Source organism: Saccharopolyspora kobensis (assembly GCF_900108315.1).
Classification (GTDB): domain Bacteria; phylum Actinomycetota; class Actinomycetes; order Mycobacteriales; family Pseudonocardiaceae; genus Saccharopolyspora; species Saccharopolyspora kobensis.
The window spans coordinates 47,557-63,223 of sequence record NZ_FNVB01000014.1 but is presented as its reverse complement, the minus strand read 5'-3'; the positions used below and the strand labels follow the sequence as shown (position 1 = coordinate 63,223).

The 15,667-nt window shown below is 71.1% G+C and carries 15 protein-coding genes; 10 read left to right on the top strand and 5 right to left on the bottom strand.

Annotated elements, in window-relative coordinates:
- Positions 1-101 precede the first annotated feature (101 nt).
- Complete coding sequence (locus tag C4T78_RS33370) at positions 102-1,544, top strand: MFS transporter (protein WP_235863098.1); 1,443 nt, start codon at positions 102-104, stop codon at positions 1,542-1,544.
- Positions 1,545-1,601: 57 nt separating this feature from the next.
- Here the strand turns inward: C4T78_RS33370 and C4T78_RS33365 are convergent, their stop codons facing one another.
- Positions 1,602-1,829, bottom strand: a complete 228-nt coding sequence (locus C4T78_RS33365) for a DUF397 domain-containing protein (RefSeq protein ID WP_309599297.1) — start codon at positions 1,827-1,829, stop codon at positions 1,602-1,604.
- On the opposite strand from C4T78_RS33365, the gene C4T78_RS36675 reads away from it, so the two are divergent.
- Positions 1,806-1,952 carry a hypothetical protein gene (locus C4T78_RS36675; protein ID WP_177247431.1) on the top strand — a complete coding sequence of 49 codons (147 nt, stop codon included), beginning with the start codon at positions 1,806-1,808 and terminating at the stop codon, positions 1,950-1,952. The genes C4T78_RS33365 and C4T78_RS36675 overlap by 24 nt on opposite strands.
- Before the next feature lie 99 nt (positions 1,953-2,051).
- The gene (locus C4T78_RS33360) at positions 2,052-2,471 is read left to right on the top strand and encodes a YybH family protein (protein ID WP_177247432.1); all 420 of its coding nucleotides are present in this window, start codon (positions 2,052-2,054) and stop codon (positions 2,469-2,471) included.
- On the opposite strand, the gene C4T78_RS33355 is transcribed toward C4T78_RS33360, so the two are convergent.
- From C4T78_RS33355 to C4T78_RS33340, 4 genes are all read right to left on the bottom strand, one after another.
- Complete coding sequence (locus tag C4T78_RS33355; protein WP_177247463.1) at positions 2,468-3,907, bottom strand: APC family permease; 1,440 nt, start codon at positions 3,905-3,907, stop codon at positions 2,468-2,470. The genes C4T78_RS33360 and C4T78_RS33355 overlap by 4 nt on opposite strands.
- Positions 3,908-4,101: 194 nt before the next feature.
- A complete protein-coding gene (locus tag C4T78_RS33350; RefSeq protein ID WP_093348012.1) occupies positions 4,102-6,204 on the bottom strand; it encodes a catalase in 2,103 nt (700 codons plus the stop codon).
- Between the two features lie 73 nt (positions 6,205-6,277).
- Positions 6,278-6,775 (bottom strand): VTT domain-containing protein, encoded by a 498-nt coding sequence (locus C4T78_RS33345; protein WP_093348014.1) that lies wholly within the window; start codon positions 6,773-6,775, stop codon positions 6,278-6,280.
- Positions 6,776-7,018: 243 nt separating this feature from the next.
- Positions 7,019-7,741: a FadR/GntR family transcriptional regulator gene (locus C4T78_RS33340; protein ID WP_093348016.1), complete on the bottom strand. Its 723-nt coding sequence runs from the start codon at positions 7,739-7,741 to the stop codon at positions 7,019-7,021.
- A gap of 156 nt (positions 7,742-7,897) precedes the next feature.
- Here C4T78_RS33340 and C4T78_RS33335 point away from each other — a divergent pair, with 156 nt between their 5' ends.
- From C4T78_RS33335 to C4T78_RS36670, 7 genes are all read left to right on the top strand, one after another.
- Positions 7,898-9,328, top strand: coding sequence for an acyl-CoA synthetase (locus C4T78_RS33335; RefSeq protein WP_093348018.1), 1,431 nt, complete (start codon positions 7,898-7,900; stop codon positions 9,326-9,328).
- Positions 9,321-10,652, top strand: coding sequence for a carboxyl transferase domain-containing protein (locus C4T78_RS33330; protein ID WP_093348020.1), 1,332 nt, complete (start codon positions 9,321-9,323; stop codon positions 10,650-10,652). The genes C4T78_RS33335 and C4T78_RS33330 overlap by 8 nt, the downstream gene beginning before the upstream one ends.
- A gap of 244 nt (positions 10,653-10,896) precedes the next feature.
- Positions 10,897-11,673, top strand: coding sequence for a 2,3-dihydro-2,3-dihydroxybenzoate dehydrogenase (locus C4T78_RS33325; protein ID WP_093348022.1), 777 nt, complete (start codon positions 10,897-10,899; stop codon positions 11,671-11,673).
- 28 nt (positions 11,674-11,701) lie between these two features.
- Positions 11,702-12,946 (top strand): isochorismate synthase DhbC, encoded by a 1,245-nt coding sequence (dhbC, locus tag C4T78_RS33320; RefSeq protein WP_093348023.1) that lies wholly within the window; start codon positions 11,702-11,704, stop codon positions 12,944-12,946.
- A 120-nt stretch (positions 12,947-13,066) separates the two neighbouring features.
- Positions 13,067-14,695 carry a (2,3-dihydroxybenzoyl)adenylate synthase gene (locus tag C4T78_RS33315; RefSeq protein ID WP_093348026.1) on the top strand — a complete coding sequence of 543 codons (1,629 nt, stop codon included), beginning with the start codon at positions 13,067-13,069 and terminating at the stop codon, positions 14,693-14,695.
- A gap of 42 nt (positions 14,696-14,737) precedes the next feature.
- Positions 14,738-15,391 (top strand): isochorismatase family protein, encoded by a 654-nt coding sequence (locus C4T78_RS33310; protein ID WP_177247433.1) that lies wholly within the window; start codon positions 14,738-14,740, stop codon positions 15,389-15,391.
- Between the two features lie 22 nt (positions 15,392-15,413).
- A complete protein-coding gene (locus C4T78_RS36670) occupies positions 15,414-15,659 on the top strand; it encodes a phosphopantetheine-binding protein (RefSeq protein ID WP_177247434.1) in 246 nt (81 codons plus the stop codon).
- Positions 15,660-15,667: the final 8 nt, after the last annotated feature.

Below are 15,667 nucleotides of genomic sequence, written 5' to 3'. Positions count from 1 at the left end.
GCGGCCGCTCGGACGGTGGACGTGATTGATAAGTCAGTCGGTCGCAATGCTGGGCCGAACCGGGTAGTGCGAGCCTAGAACGAACGTGCTGAGGTGAATCCGTGGACCCGACCGAGTCGAAGCCGCGGACCGACGAGCCGTCCGCCACCCGCTGGCGAGTGCTGGCCGTCTGCCTGATCGCGGGATTCATGACGCTGCTGGACGTCAGCATCGTCAACGTCGCGCTGCCGTCCATCCAGCAGGGCCTGGACGCGCCCGCCGCCGCGCTGTCCTGGGTGGTCTCCGGCTACGCGCTGACCTTCGGCCTGGTGCTGGTGCCCGCGGGCCGGCTGGGCGACGACCGGGGCCGGAGCAGGATGTTCCTGCTGGCGCTGGGCGCGTTCACGGTGGCCAGCGCGCTTGCCGGATTCGCGATGACACCGCTGTGGCTGGTGGTGGCCCGCCTCCTGCAGGGCGTGGCGGGCGGACTGCTCAACCCGCAGGTGCTCGGCCTGATGCAGCAGCTGTTCCACGGTCGTGAGCGCGGCAAGGCCTTCGGCCTGTTCGGCGCCGTGGTGGGCATCTCCACCGCGATCGGCCCGCTGCTCGGTGGCCTGATCATCCAGCTGGCGGGCGCGGAGCACGGCTGGCGCTGGGTGTTCTTCGTGAACCTGCCGATCGGCGCGGCGGCGATCCTGTACGGGATGCGCGTCCTGCCGCGCGACACCCGGCGGGAGGCGGCCCGGAGCCTCGACCTGGTGGGCGTGCTGCTGCTCGGCGGTGGTCTGCTGTGCCTGCTGCTGCCGCTGGTCGAGCAGGAGGGCGGGGGCGGCAGCCCGTGGTACCTGCTGATCGTCGCGGTGGTGCTGCTGGCGTCGTTCCCGGTGTGGGAGCACTGGTACGACAAGCGCGGGAACCACCCGCTGGTGAACCTGCGCCTGCTGCGGATCCGCAGCTACTCCTTCGGCGCCACCCTCGGCCTGCTCTACTTCGCCGGGTTCACCAGCATCTTCTTCGTGCTGGCGGTGTACTTCCAGCGCGGCCTGGGCTATTCGGCGCTGCAAGCCGGGCTGGCGCTGACGCCGTTCGCGGTCGGTTCGGCGGTGTCCTCCGCCCTGGGCGGCCGGATCGTGCACCGCATGGGCCGCTCCCTGGTGATCATCGGCCTGGTGGCGGCGCTGCTCGGCCTGCTGGCGACGGATCTCCTGCTGGCCACCCACCCCGGACCGATGGCGGGCGCGGTGACGGCGGCGCCCCTGCTGGTGGCGGGAATCGGCAGCGGCCTGGTGATCTCCCCGAACCAGACGGTGACGCTCAGCGAGATCGACGTGGCCCACGGCGGAACGGCGGCGGGAGTCCAGCAGACCGGCCAGCGCATCGGCTCGGCGGTGGGCACGGCAGCGGCTTCCGGTCTCTTCTTCGGAGTGCTGGCCACCAGCGGCTTCGACGCGGCGATCACCAGCGGCCTGATCGTCTCGATCGCCTTCGTCACCGCGGCCCTGCTGGTGGCACTGGCCGAGGTCGTCCTGACCCGGCGCAAGACTCCGGCAGCTCCGGGCTCGTGAGTGGTTTCGGGTGCCATGGCGCCCCAAACCACTCACGGACCACCACCAGCCAGAACATCAAGCCTTGAGGGAAGCCAAGAAAGAACCCCAAGCACCGCTCCCGAAGCTCAGCATGCCGTCATCAGGCGCCTTGGAGTCCCGAACCCGGACGGCGTTGTCGAGTAATCGGTCCTCGACGCAGTTGTCACTTCCGCCGGTGCTTCGCGAGCTCTTGAATGCATCGAATGCGACTCGTTCGTAGCGATGGAGCAGGAGGTGCCGATGCGCTACGAGCTCGATCGGCACAACGACGTCGTGGTCCTCTACTGTGGACCGAACAGCGAGTACGTCCTCACCATCGGCCGGGAGAACCTCGCCAACCTCATCGCCCTCGGCGCCGAGGCGATCCGCGAACTCTCCGCCACCTGACCAGCGTCGTCGGCAATGGGAGGCACGCCAGTGCTCTGGGGTCCGAAGCGCTGGCGTGCTCTTGCCCTCGACCGGACTCGAAGTTCTAACGTCGTGCCCATGGCTGACGACGTCGACGGCGTTCTCGCACTGGTCGAGGCATATCGGATGGCTTGGGCGGACCTGGACGCTGCCGCGTTCCGGTCGATCTGGGACTCGGAGCGCGAAGTCGTCTACTGCCCCTCCGAGCTGGACCGGCCGCTGCTGGGAGCGGATGCCGTCGGGCGCTACTTCGACCGCGTCGTCTCCGGCATCCGCCACGTCCGGGCGATGACGGTTTCCGATGTCCGGGTCGAGGTCATCGGGGATGCCGCCTGGGCGTTCTTCTCCTTCGATCTCGAAGGCTCGGGCGCTGAGCCGTTCGAGGTGTGTGGCCGGAACACGCTGATCGCGCGTCGCAGCGGCGGAGTGTGGAAGACGATCCACTACCACGAGTCGCTGCGCGGCCCGCTCGCCGAGCCCGTGCAGCCGCCGCGCTAGTCGCGGGCGCTGTCCGGGGCCTGCTTGGACAGGCGGGCGTTGCGGTAGCCGTAGGCGAAGTAGATCAGCAGGCCGAGGACCAGCCAGGCCGCGAAGCGGAGCCAGGTGATGATGTCCAGGTTCGTCATCAGGTACAGGCAGGCCAGGGCGCTGATGATCGGCAGCCAGGGCGACAGCGGCACCCGGAACGGGCGGTGCAGGTCGGGTTTGGTGCGACGCAGCACCGGGACCGCCAGCGAGACGATCACGAAGCCGGACAGGGCACCGATGCTCACCATGTCGGCCAGCTCGGAGATCGGGATGAACCCGGCCATCAGCATGATCACCACCGCGCCGCCGATGGTCATCCGGTGCGGCGTGCCCCACTTCGGGTGCACCTGGGAGAGCTTGGGCGGCAGCAGGCCGTCGCGGCTCATCGCGAAGCCGATGCGGCCGATGGTGACCAGCTCGACCATCATCACCGAGGTCAGGCCCGTCACCGCGCCCAGCGCGATCAGCGCGCCCACCCACGGCTGGCCGACCGACTGGAACGCCGCCGCCAGCGGGGCGCCCTCGTCGATCTGCCGGTAGTCGACCATCGCGCTGAGCACGAAGGCGACCAGCACGTACAGCAGGGTGCACACGATCAGGCTCCCGAGCAGGCCGACCGGCAGATCGCGCTTGGGGCGCTTGGTCTCCTCGCCGAGGTTGGCCAGCGCCTCGAAGCCGGTGTAGGCGAAGAACACGATGGCCGCCGCGGTGAACACGCCGCCGATGCCGTACATCGACTGCTCCATGCCGAGCACGACCTGCACCAGCGGCTGCTCCAGCGCGCTCGCGGTCTCGGCGGCGGGCTGCGCGGGCGGGACGAACGGGTCGAGGTTGGCGCCGTTGAAGAAGAACAGGCCCGCGACGATCACCAGCACGCACACCGCGACCTTGACCACCACCAGCGCGTTGGTCACCCACGACGACTCGCGGATGCCGATCACCGCGACCGCGGTGAGCGCCGCGATGATCAGGATCGCGCCGACGTTGACCGTGGCGTCCTCGCCGAACCACTCCGGCGGCAGGCCGAGCAGGTTCGCCACGTAGCCCGACCAGCTGCGCGAGACCACCGCGGCGCCCAGGGCGAACTCCAGCAGCAGGTCCCAGCCGATGATCCACGCGAACAGCTCGCCCAGCGTGGCGTAGCCGTAGGTGTAGGCGCTGCCCGCGGTCGGCACCGCCGAGGAGAGCTCGGCGTAGCACAGCGCGGCCAGCGCGGCGACGACACCGCCGATCACGAAGGACAGCACCACGCCGGGCCCGGCGTGCTCCTTGGCCTCGATGCCGGCCAGCGTGAACACACCGGTGCCGATGATGATGCCGATCCCGAAGCCGACCAGGTCCTTGCCGGTCAGCCTGCGGATCAGCCCGCTGCGCTCACCGCGGGTCAGGATGTCCTCGACGGGCATCGTTCGGAAGACGCTCACGGGCAAGCACGGTAAGCGAGGCGTGCCGAGATGGCGCGACCGGAGTCGCGTTGCGTGATCGTATCGGTACGAAAAGTGACGCTAGGTGCCTGCGAGGTGTCTGCGAGTGATCCGGATCAACCCGGCGAACGGGCTGTTCGTGCAGCTGGGAGGCACGAACAGCCCATTCCGCCCGCTCAGGCGGGCACGGAAGCGGTGTCGCGCTGCCACACCCGGTGCTGGGCGAGCGCGGCGGCGAACTCCTCGACGAACCCCTCCGGCAGCGCACCACCGGTGTGCGCGGCCATGATCACGCCGAGGTCGGTCACCACGCCGTCGCCACCGGAGGGCTCGCGCGCCTCGGCGACTCCGGCACGCCGCAGCAGCTCCATGCCCTCGTCGCTGGCCGCGACCGGCTTGTGGTGCTTGTAGGCCTCGGCGACGAAGTGCACGACGTGCCCGTCCTCGGACAGGGCACGCACGCTCTCCGCGCCACCCGGAACGATCACCCCGTCGTAGAGCACCGACATCATGGTGTGCACAGCCTTGTCCGTGCTCACCTCGTCGCCGTCGGTGCCGCTGATCTTGCCGTCGCGCAGGCCCAGCACCTCCACCAGCGCGCCGCGCTCGGCCAGGCCGCGCTGGATCTGCGTCACCTCCTCGGCGTCCACGCCGTCGGCGACCAGCACCGCCACCCGGCGGCTGGTGATCGTGTCGGTGCGCGAGTTGGCCAGGCTCAGCGCGGGGGAGCTGCGGCCGTGGTTGGGCCGGCCGCCGCTGGGCGGCTCCACGCCGACGCCTTCGGCCACCGCCACGGCCAGCTCGTGGTCGACGTTCTCCAGGTTTTCGACCACCTTGGCGCGCACGTGCTGGTGCTCGACCTTGCCGAGCTCGAAGCGGAACGCGGCGATGATGTGCTCCTTCTCCCAGGACGCCATGCTGTTCCAGAACAGCGTGGCCTGGCTGTAGTGGTCCTTGAAGCTCTCGCTGCGCTTGCGGATCGTGTAGCCGTCCACCTTCTGCTGGTAGTGCCGGAACACGTCCTCGTCGGCCAGCGCCGGGCACCCGCCGGAGAGGCTGTTCTCGGTGTAGCTCGTCCGGCCCCGGTGGATCCGCTGCTGGCCGTAGCCGTCGCGCTGGTTGTTGGCCACCTCGGCGGTCGGCCGGTTGATCGGGATCTGCGCGAAGTTCGGGCCGCCGAGCCGGATCAGCTGGGTGTCGAGGTAGGAGAAGTTGCGCGCCTGCAGCAGCGGGTCGTTGGTGAAGTCGATGCCCGGCACCACGTTGGCGGTGTGGAAGGCGACCTGCTCGGTCTCGGCGAAGAAGTTGTCCGGGTTGCGGTCCAGCACCATCCGGCCCACCGGCCGCACCGGCACCTCCTCCTCCGGGATGATCTTGGTGGCGTCCAGCAGGTCGAAGTCGAAGTCGAACTCCCGCGACTCCTCGACCAGCTGCACGCCCAGCTCCCACGTCGGGTACTGGCCGGCCTCGATGGACTCCCACAGGTCGCGCCGGTTGAAGTCGGCGTCGGCGCCGGCGATCTTCTGGCACTCGTCCCACAGCAGCGAGTGGCTGCCCAGCAGCGGCGTCCAGTGGAACTTCACGAAGATGCCCTCGCCGTTGGCGTTGACCAGGCGGAAGGTGTGCACGCCGAAGCCCTGCATCATCCGGTAGCTGCGCGGCAGCGCCCGGTCGGACATCAGCCACATCATCATGTGCATCGTCTCCGGCTGCAGCCCCACGAAGTCCCACAGCGTGTCGTGCGCCGACGCGGCCTGCGGCATCTCGTGGTGCGGCTCCGGCTTCACCGCGTGCACGAAGTCCGGGAACTTGATCCCGTCCTGGATGAAGAACACCGGCATGTTGTTGCCGACCAGGTCGTAGTTGCCCTGCTCGGTGTAGAACTTGGTGGCGAACCCGCGCACGTCGCGAACCGTGTCGGCCGAGCCTCGGGAGCCCGCGACGGTGGAGAACCGCACGAACACCGGGGTGCGCTGGTTCGGATCGGTCAGGAACCGCGCGACGGTGTGCTCGCCCAGCCAGCCGTCGTAGGGCTGGAAGTACCCGTAGGCCCCGGCGCCGCGTGCGTGCACCACGCGTTCCGGGATCCGCTCGTGGTCGAAGTGCGTGATCTTCTCGCGGGCGTGGAAGTCCTCCAGCAGCGTGGGCCCGCGCTCGCCGACGGTCAGCGCGTCGTCGGTGTGGTCGACGCGCACGCCCTGCTGGGTGGTCAGCTTCGTGCCGGTGAGGTCCTTGCGGACCTCGTCGAGCTGTCGTTGTTTGTCGTTCTCGTTGCCCATCGCGGCTGGCTCCCCTCGGTGTTGGCTGAGACCGCCCACCAGGTTTCCCGCCTGGGCCGAGGGGTATGCCAGTTCAGGACCCGAGCGCGGCGGGCAGCCAGTGCAGCAGTTCGGGGGCACCGGCGACGATGAGGAAGTGCGCGCTGCGGCCGAGCAGGCTCGCCGCGAGGAAGCCGAGCAGCGGCAGGCCGGCGGCTCCGGAGAGCAGGCACATCAGGCTGTAGGGCGGGATGCCGGGGATCGCGGTCAGCGCCAGCACGCCCAGGCCCCACCAGGGGCGCTCCACGGTGCGCTGGTGGAACTTCTCGAACCAGCCGGCCCACCGGCTGCCCTTCCGCTTGGCCTCCAGCCGCTTCAGCAGCCGCTCGCCGAGCGCGAACCCGCCCCGGCCCGCGAAGTAGAACAGGGTCTTGCCCGCCACCTGGCCGACCGCGGCGGCGAGCCCGAACGCCCACCAGCTCACGCCATCCACTGTGGACACCACGCCGAGCAGGTAGAGCTCGATGTTGACCAGCGGGAAGAAGCTGCCCAGCGCAGCGGTGCCCGCGGTGGCCAGCAGCCACCCGATCACCGGACCACCCGCTCGCGCGGCGGAGCCAGGCGGTCGATCACGTCACGCACTCCACAACGACCGGAACAGGACGACCCAGCCTAACGACCGCACTCACCCACCTCCCGGTCGGGGACGAGGTGTCGATTTCGCGCGAGATCGACGTTCATCCGGGTGACGGTCGATTCTCGCGAAGTCGACACGTCCATGGCAGCGCGGGTGCCCTGAGCAGGGAGAAGGTCGGGTGTCTCGGGCGGAGGACCGTCACTCGGCCGGGGGAGTCGGTTCGGCGTCGGGGTCCCAGGAGAGGAGGCGGACGCGGCTGACCGTGCGCAGGTGGCGGCGCATCGCGGTGACCGCCGCTCGGGCGTCTCCGGCGCGGATCGCCTCGGCGATGCGCTCGTGCTGGGTCAGGGACTTGTTCGGGCGGTCCGGCTGGCGCAGCGATTCCTGGCGGCTCTCGGCGATCTCGGTGGCGATGGTGCGCATGAAGTCGGCGAGCAGGGAGCTGTGCGCGGCGGCGGTGATCGCGGCGTGGAAGCGGCGGTCGCCCTCGCTGCCGAGCTCGCCGTCGGCGATCTCGCGGCGCATGTCCGCCAGGGCGGCGTCGATCTCGGCCAGGTCCGCCTCGGTGCGCCGCTGCGCGGCCAGCTCCGCGGTCTTGGTCTCCAGTGCTTCGCGCGCGTCCAGCACGTCGGGCAGGCGGCGCTTCCGCGCCACCAGCTCGTCGACCGGCTCGACGTCCAGCGACTCGCGGCGAAGGTAGGTGCCGCCGCCGTGCCTGACCTCGACCAGCCCTTGCACTTCGAGCACCACGATGGCCTGCTTGACCGAGGCGCGGCTGACGCCGAGCTGCTCGGCGAGCTTGCGCTCCGGCGGCAGCCGGTCGCCCGTGCGCAGGCCAGAGGCGGCGACGTGCTCGCGCAGCCGCTGCACGACCTGCTCGTACAGGCGCGGGCGGGCGAGCGGGCGCAGGGCGTCGGACACCGGGTTTCCTCCAGGCGGGCAAGGGGGAGCGGTGATCAGGCTAACACCGGGGTTTCGGTCCAGTGGCTGAGCCAATTTTCGCACAGTCGCTTGACGGCGGTGGTTCGCGGCGCAAAAGTGGTCTGGCCAGTGGACCAATGATCGTGGAGGTGGCCGGTGCTGTTCCCGAAGTTGCGGCAGCCGGATGGCGCGGAGGCGCTGCGCTTCGGCGCGCGGGCGCTGGACTACCAGGAGCTGGCGGGGGTGGCCGCGGCGATCGCCGAGCTGGTCGCGGGCCGGCAGCGCATCGCGGTGTGGGCGACCAACGAGCTGGAGACCTGCGCGGCCGTCATCGGCGGGCTCAGCGCGGGTGTCGCGGTGGTGCCGATCAACCCGAAGGTGGGGGAGCGCGAACTCGCGCACATCCTGAGCGACAGCCAGCCGGAACTGCTGCTTGCGGCGCCGGGCTTCCGAGCCCCGGACGGCCTCGGCGACATCCCGGTGCACGAGGTCGACCTGAGCGCTCGCGGTGGTGAGCTGCCCCCGGAGGCCGACGAGGACGCTCCGGCGCTGATCGTCTACACCTCGGGCACCACCGGCCCGCCCAAGGGCGTCGTGCTGCCGCGCCGCGCGCTCAGCGCCAACCTCGACGCGCTGGCCGAGGCGTGGGAGTGGACCGCAGAGGACGTGCTGGTGCACGCGCTGCCGCTGTTCCACGTGCACGGCCTGATCCTCGGCACGCTCGGGCCCGTGCGGCTGGGCGGCGCGGTGCACCACCTGGGCAAGTTCTCCTCCGCGGCCATCGCCGAGGAGCTCGCCGGGCCGGCGACCATGATGTTCGGCGTGCCGACCATGTACCACCGGCTGGCCGAGGACGCCGAGCGCGACCCGGAGATCGGGAAGGCGGTCGGCAAGGCGCGGCTGCTCGTGTCGGGATCGGCGGCGCTGCCCGCGGTCGAGCACGAGCGGATCGAGCGGCTGACCGGGCAGCGGGTCGTGGAGCGCTACGGCATGAGCGAGACGATCATGAACTGCGGCGTGCGCGCAGACGGCGACCGCAGGCCCGGCTACGTGGGCCGCCCGTTCGCCGGTGTCGAGCTCAAGCTGGTCGACGAGCAGGGCGCGGAGATCGAGGTCAGCGACGACGAGACGGTCGGCGAGATCCTGATCCGCGGCTCGAACCTGTTCAGCGGCTACCTCAACCGCCCCGACGCCACCGCCGCGGCGTTCGCCGACGGCTGGTTCCGCACCGGTGACGTGGCCACCCGCGCCCCGGACGGCTACATCCGCATCGTCGGGCGCAAGGCCACCGACATCATCAAGAGCGGCGGCTACAAGATCGGCGCGGGCGAGATCGAGAACTGCCTGCTGGAGCACCCGGCGGTCGCCGAGGTCGCGGTCACCGGCGAACCGGACGCCGACCTGGGCGAGCGGATCGTGGCCTGGATCGTGCGCGCGCCCGGTCAGGAGGTCACCGACCAGGAGCTGGCCGACCACGTGGCCCGGCTGCTGACCCCGCACAAGCGCCCGCGCGTGGTGCGCTACCTGGACGCCCTGCCGCGCAACGAGATGGGCAAGGTGCAGAAGAAGGCCTTGCGGCATGACTGAGCTCAGCGCGGCTCGCGCGCTGGTCGAGGCGATCGGCCGGGGATTCGAGGAGTTCGAGCCCCCGGCGGTCGCGAACGCGGTCGACGGCCCGCTGGGCTGGCCGGGCTACGACGATCAGCGCGCCCGTGCGGCCGACCGCAGCGGCGCCGCCGAATCGGTGCTCTGCGGTCGGGCTCAGGTGGGGCAGCTGCCTGCGGTGCTCATCGCGTTCGACTTCGCCCACCTCGGCGGGTCGGTCGGACAAGCAGCGGGCGCGCGGATCGCGGCGGCCTTCGGGCGGGCCCGGGAGCTGCGGCTGCCGGTGATCTCGCTGGTGGCCTCCGGTGGCAGCCGGATGCAGGAGGGCATCTGCGCCCTCCGGCAGCTCCAGGAGATCGCGCGCGCCTGCCTGCTGACCCGGCGGGACGGGATCCCGCACATCACGGTGCTGCGGAATCCGACGACCGGAGGCATGTGGGCGGCGCTGTCGGCGGCCGCCGACGTGGTGCTGGCCGAGCGCGGCGCGGCGGTGGCCTTCGGCGGCAGCCGCGTGCGCAGCGCGACCGAGACGGGCGAGGCGTTCACCGCCGAGGGCAAGTTCGCCGACGGCCAGGTGGACCGGATCGTCGACCCCGCCGAACTGCCCCCGGTGCTGACCGAGCTGATCCGGCTGCTGCACCCGCAGCGGTCGTCCTCGCTGCCCGCACCGGTGCCGAAGTCGCTGGCCAGCGGCGAGCCGCCCTCGACGGGCTGGGAGGCGGTCCAGCGCGCCAGGTCGGCCGACCGGCCACGCGCTCGGGCGTACCTGGACGCCTACTTCTCGACCCGCTCCGAGATCAGCGGCGACCGGGCTGGCGGCCGCGACGAGGGGATGCTCTGCGGCTTCGGCGAGCACGAAGGCCGCACGATCGCCTTCGCCGCGCAGACCGGCACCGCCAACACCCCGCCCGGATTCCGCACCGCGGCCCGCCTGATCAGGCTCGCCGACCAGTTGGGCATCCCGGTGCTGACGCTGGTGGACACCCCGGGCGCGGCCAACGACGCGGCGGCCGAGCGCGGCGGCGTGGGCCCCGCGATCGCGGAGCTGTTCACGGCCGTGGCCGACGCGCAGGTGCCGATCACCACCCTGGTCATCGGCGAAGGCGGCTCCGGAGGAGCGCTGGCCCTGGCCGCACCAGGCCGAACCTGGATCACCGCCGACGCCTACTTCGCGGTGATCGCCCCGGAATCCAGCGCAGCGATCCTGAAACGAGACCCGGCACAAGTACCCGACCTGGCCGACCACCTCCGCCTGCGCCCCCAAGACCTCGTCGACCTGGGCTTCACCCGAGCAATCGCCGACTGACCGGACGGCGGTGTGGTGACTCGCTCCTGCTGTGCTTTCGTGGGGCCTGTACCGTCCGGCGTTGCCGCACCTGCGTGCGTGACGTGAACCCCGCAGACGTCGCCCCTGCGAGGCAGTGAGGGCAACGGATCGTTGCGGTCGGTGATCAATGACACCTCGATGGTGGGGAGATACGAGCACGTACGTGTTCTAAACTCAGGCTCGCCTGACAAAGGTTAGGCTTGCCTGAGTTTCAGAAGGTGCGATGAACCGGACGGGGATCGGCGGCGCGGTCGCCATCGTGACAGGCGCGGGCCAGGGCATCGGTGCCGCGGTGACCGCTGCGTTCGCCGAGCTCGGCGCGACCGTCGCCGCGGTGGACCGCGACGGTGAGAAGGCGGCGGCCGTCGCCGCGAGGCTGGGCGAGCGGGTGCGGGCCTACCAGGCCGACGTGGCCGACTCGGCGGCCGTGACCGACGTCGTGGAGCGGGTGGAGGCCGAGGTCGGGCCGATCGGCGTGCTGGCCAACGTCGCCGGGGTGCTCCAGGTCGGCACGGTGCAGGAGATCAGCGACGAGGACTGGGAGCGGACCTTCGCGGTCAACACCACCGGGGTGTTCAACTTCTCCCGCGCGGTCTCCAAGCACATGATCGCCCGGCAGCGGGGCTCCATCGTCACCGTCAGCTCCAACGCCGCGGGCGTGCCCCGCCACGGCATGGCCGCCTACGCCGCCTCCAAGGCCGCGGCCACGCTGTTCACCAAGTCGCTCGGCCTGGAGCTGGCCGAGCACGGCATCCGCTGCAACGTCGTCGCTCCCGGTTCCACCGACACCGACATGCAGCGCGGGATGTGGGCCGACGAGCGCGGTGCCGAACGGGTCATCGCCGGTTCCCCCGAGACCTTCAAGGCAGGCATCCCGCTGCGCAAGCTCGCCACTCCGGAGGACATCGCCGACGCCGTGGTGTTCCTGGCCTCCGATCAGGCCCGGCACATCACCATGCACGACCTGTACGTCGATGGCGGCGCCACGCTGCGCGCCTGATTCCCGCCGCGAACTCCGAAAGGTTGCCATGACCACCATCGACAGCGACATCGACAGCATCGACCTGGTCGCCGACGACGCAGCGGCCCGGTTGCTGTCCGCCTACGAGGCGGGCTCGTCGTTCCTTTTCTCCACGCCGCGCGGCGTGCTGCTGGCCCGCGGTGTCGCCGCGACGGTGCCGAAGACCCTGTGCGCGCGGGAGAACCTCCCGCAGCGGGTCGCGGAGTTCTTCAACAGCGCGGCGGAGTTCGGCCACCGCAACCCGATGGTCGTCGGCGCGGTGCCGTTCGGCAACAACCTGCCCGCGCACCTGGTGCTGCCCGAGGACGTGCTCCGCGCCGAGCCGCTCAACCTCGTCGTCCCGCGCACCCCGCGCGGTGGCGGGCTGGACTGCGAGGTCCGCCCGGTGCCCGCGCCCGCCGAGTACGAGCGCGGCGTGAGCCGCGTGCTGCGTCGGCTGGAGGAGGGCGAGCTGAGCAAGGTGGTGCTGGCCCGGTCGCTGGAGCTGACCGCCGCCGAGCCCATCGACGTGCGCACCGTGCTGCAGAACCTGGCGCTGGCCGATCCCGCCAGCTACACCTTCGCGGTCGACCTGCCCAAGCGCGGCGAGGACGGCACCCGCGACAGCTTCGGCCCGCAACCGCTGCTGCAGCGCACCTTCCTGGGCGCGAGCCCGGAGCTGCTGGTGTCGCGGCGCGGCATGCGGGTGCGCTCCAACCCGATGGCGGGATCGCGCCCGCGCAGCGCCGACCCGGTCGAGGACCGGCGGCGCGCCGCCGAGCTGTCCACTTCGGACAAGGATCTGCGGGAGCACAGGGCCGTGGTGGAGGCGGTGGCCGAGGCGCTGCGCCCGTACTGCCGCGAGCTGCGGGTGCCCGAGCCGTCGGTGATCAGCACCGCGGCCATGTGGCACCTGGCCACCGAGGTCACCGGTGAGCTGCGCGATCCCGAGACCTCCTCGCTGGAACTGGCCGACGCGCTGCACCCCACCCCGGCGGTGTGCGGCACCCCGGTGCAGCGGGCGCGCGATGTCATCGCCGAGACAGAGCCTTTCGAACGCGGCTACTACGCGGGCATGGTCGGGTGGTGCGACGCTGCCGGGGACGGCGAGTGGGTGGTGGCCATCCGCTGCGCCGACGTCGAGGACGATTCGCTGCGGCTCTACGCCGGAGCGGGCATCGTGGCCGGCTCGGATCCGGCCGATGAACTCGCCGAGACCTCCGCGAAGTTCCGCACCGCGTTGTCCGCGATGGGCCTGGACCAGGCAGTCTGAGAGCACTGCCGGCCTGTTCATGCATCAGGAGAGGCACCCGCAGTCCGGGGGAGCACTCAGGTTCCGCTGGGCGACCACCCGAGCAACGCAACCACTGACGTGTTCTGAAGGGGCTGAGCAATGACCGCACCGCAACCGGACCACCCGATCTGGCCGCCGGAGTTCGCCGACCGCTACCGCGCGGCGGGCTACTGGCGCGGCTACACCTTCGGCCAGATGCTGCGCGAACGCGCCGCCGAGCACCCCGAGCGCATCGCGGTGGTGGACGGCGACCGCCGGGTGTCCTACGGCGAGCTCGACGTGCGCGCCGACCGCCTCGCCGCCGGGCTGCGCGATGCGGGCATCGGCAAGGGCGACCGCGTCGTCGTGCAGCTGCCCAACATCGCCGAGTTCTTCGACGTGTGCTTCGCGCTGTTCCGGCTGGGCGCCGTGCCGGTCTTCGCGCTGCCGTCGCACCGGTTGACCGAGATCTCCTACTTCTGCGAGTTCAGCGGGGCCGCCGCCTACATCACCACCGACGTCGAAGCCGGTTTCGACCACCGGAAGCTGGCCGCCGAGGTGGTGGCGAAGCTGCCGGAGCTGCAGGTGTTCATCGCCGGTGAGCCCGGCGAGTTCCGGGCGCTGTCCGAGGTGGACGCCGAACCGGCGGAGCTGACCGGCCCGGAGCCGGGCGACCTGGCGTTCCTGCAGCTGTCCGGCGGCAGCACCGGGGTGCCCAAGCTGATCCCGCGCACCCACGACGACTACATCTACTCCTTCCGCGCCAGCAACGAGATCTGCGGCGTCACCGCCGACACCGTCTACCTCGGGGCGCTGCCCATCGCGCACAACTTCCCGATGAGCTCTCCCGGCACCTTCGGCGTCCTGCACGCGGGTGGCCGCGTGGTGCTGGCCCGCAGGCCCAGCCCGGACGAGGTGTTCCCGCTGGTGGAGCGCGAGCGCGTCACGCTGGCCGCCGCGGTGCCGCCGCTGGCGCTGGTGTGGCTGGACGCGGCGAGCGGCACCGAGCACGACCTGTCCAGCCTGGAGGTCCTCCAGGTCGGCGGGGCCAAGTGCAGCGAGGAGGTCGCCCGCCGGGTGCGGCCCGTGCTCGGCGCGACCCTGCAGCAGGTCTTCGGCATGGCCGAGGGCCTGGTGAACTACACCCGCCTCGACGACCCCGAGGACGTCATCCTCACCACCCAGGGCCGGCCGATCTCGCCGGACGACGAGGTGCTGGTCGTCGACGACGAGGACAACCCGGTGCCGCCGGGTGGAACCGGGCACCTGCTCACCCGCGGGCCCTACACCATCCGCGGCTACTACCGGGCCGCCGAGCACAACGCGAAGGCCTTCACCGCCGACGGCTTCTACCGCACCGGCGACGTCGTCCGGCTGACCGCGGCGGGCAACATCGTCGTGGAGGGCCGCGCGAAGGACCAGATCAACCGCGGTGGCGAGAAGATCGCCGCGGAAGAGGTGGAGAACCACCTGCTGGCCCACCCGGCGGTGCACGACGCGGCCGTGGTGTCGATGCCCGACGACTACCTCGGCGAGCGCAGCTGCGCCTTCGTCGTCCCGCGCGGCACGCCGCCCAAGGCGCGCGAGCTGATCAAGTTCGTGCGCGAGCGCGGGCTGGCCGCCTACAAGGTGCCGGACCGCGTCGAGTTCGTCGAGCAGTTCCCGCAGACCGGCGTCGGCAAGGTCAGCAAGCGCGACCTCCGGGAGGCGATCAGCCGGGAGCTGGTGCCGGAGCTCGAACGCCGCTGACCCGAGCAGGAAACGATCACCGACTACAGGAGGAGGCCGCCCGTGGCGCTTCCGACCATCCCCCCGTACCGGGTTCCGCAGCCCGACGAGCTGCCGGAGAACCGCGTGTCGTGGCGGCCCGACCCGAACCGCGCGGTGCTGCTGATCCACGACATGGAGCGGCACTTCGTCAACGCCTTCCCGGCCGAGGGCGAACCGCTGGACCAGGTGGTGCCCAACATCGGGTTGCTGCGCGAACGCGCCCGCGCGGCAGGCGTTCCGGTGGTGTACTGCGCGCAGCCCGGTGGCCAGACGCCCGAGCAGCGCGGCCTGCAGCTGGAGTGGTGGGGGCCCGGGGTGGCCGACCCGGCGCAGGAGGCGATCATCGACGAGCTCGCGCCGGGCGACGGTGACGTGCTGCTGACCAAGTGGCGCTACAGCGCCTTCCAGCGCACCGAGCTGCGCCAGCTGCTGCGGGACTGGGGGCGCGATCAGCTGATCATCACCGGGATCTACGCCCACATCGGCTGCCTGATGACCGCCGCCGAGGCCTTCCAGCAGGAGGTCCAGGCGTTCCTGGTCGCCGACGCGGTCGCGGACTTCTCCGCGGAGGAGCACCGGATGGCGCTGACCTACGCCGCCAAGCGGTGCGCGGTGGTCGACACCGCGCAGCGCCTGGCGCAGGACCTCGCGGCGCGCGAGTCCGAAGTGGCCTGACGATTTCCCAGGAGTGCGTGCGATGTCGCAGAAGTTGACGCTGGAAGAGGTCCGCGAGCAGGTCGCGGAGCTGCTCTACGAGGATCCCGCGGAGCTGACCGACGAGGAGAACCTCATCGACTGGGGCCTGGACTCGGTGCGGATCATGACCCTGGTGGAGAAGTGGCGGCGCCTCGGCGTCCAGATCACCTTCGCCGACCTGGCCGAGCGCCCCACCCTCGCGGAGTGGTGGGCGGTCCTGGAACCCAAGCTACCGGCGGGGGAGTGAGGGGGGAG

Excerpts from the sequence above, each read along its gene's own strand:
- C4T78_RS36675 (WP_177247431.1), top strand. The coding sequence starts at position 1,806 with ATGCGCTACGAGCTCGATCGGCACAACGACGTCGTGGTCCTCTACTGT.
- C4T78_RS33360 (WP_177247432.1), top strand. The coding sequence starts at position 2,052 with ATGGCTGACGACGTCGACGGCGTTCTCGCACTGGTCGAGGCATATCGG.
- C4T78_RS33355 (WP_177247463.1), bottom strand. The coding sequence starts at position 3,907 with ATGCCCGTCGAGGACATCCTGACCCGCGGTGAGCGCAGCGGGCTGATC.
- C4T78_RS33350 (WP_093348012.1), bottom strand. The coding sequence starts at position 6,204 with ATGGGCAACGAGAACGACAAACAACGACAGCTCGACGAGGTCCGCAAG.
- C4T78_RS33330 (WP_093348020.1), top strand. The coding sequence starts at position 9,321 with ATGACTGAGCTCAGCGCGGCTCGCGCGCTGGTCGAGGCGATCGGCCGG.
- C4T78_RS33325 (WP_093348022.1), top strand. The coding sequence starts at position 10,897 with ATGAACCGGACGGGGATCGGCGGCGCGGTCGCCATCGTGACAGGCGCG.
- dhbC (WP_093348023.1), top strand. The coding sequence starts at position 11,702 with ATGACCACCATCGACAGCGACATCGACAGCATCGACCTGGTCGCCGAC.
- C4T78_RS33315 (WP_093348026.1), top strand. The coding sequence starts at position 13,067 with ATGACCGCACCGCAACCGGACCACCCGATCTGGCCGCCGGAGTTCGCC.
- C4T78_RS36670 (WP_177247434.1), top strand. The coding sequence starts at position 15,414 with ATGTCGCAGAAGTTGACGCTGGAAGAGGTCCGCGAGCAGGTCGCGGAG.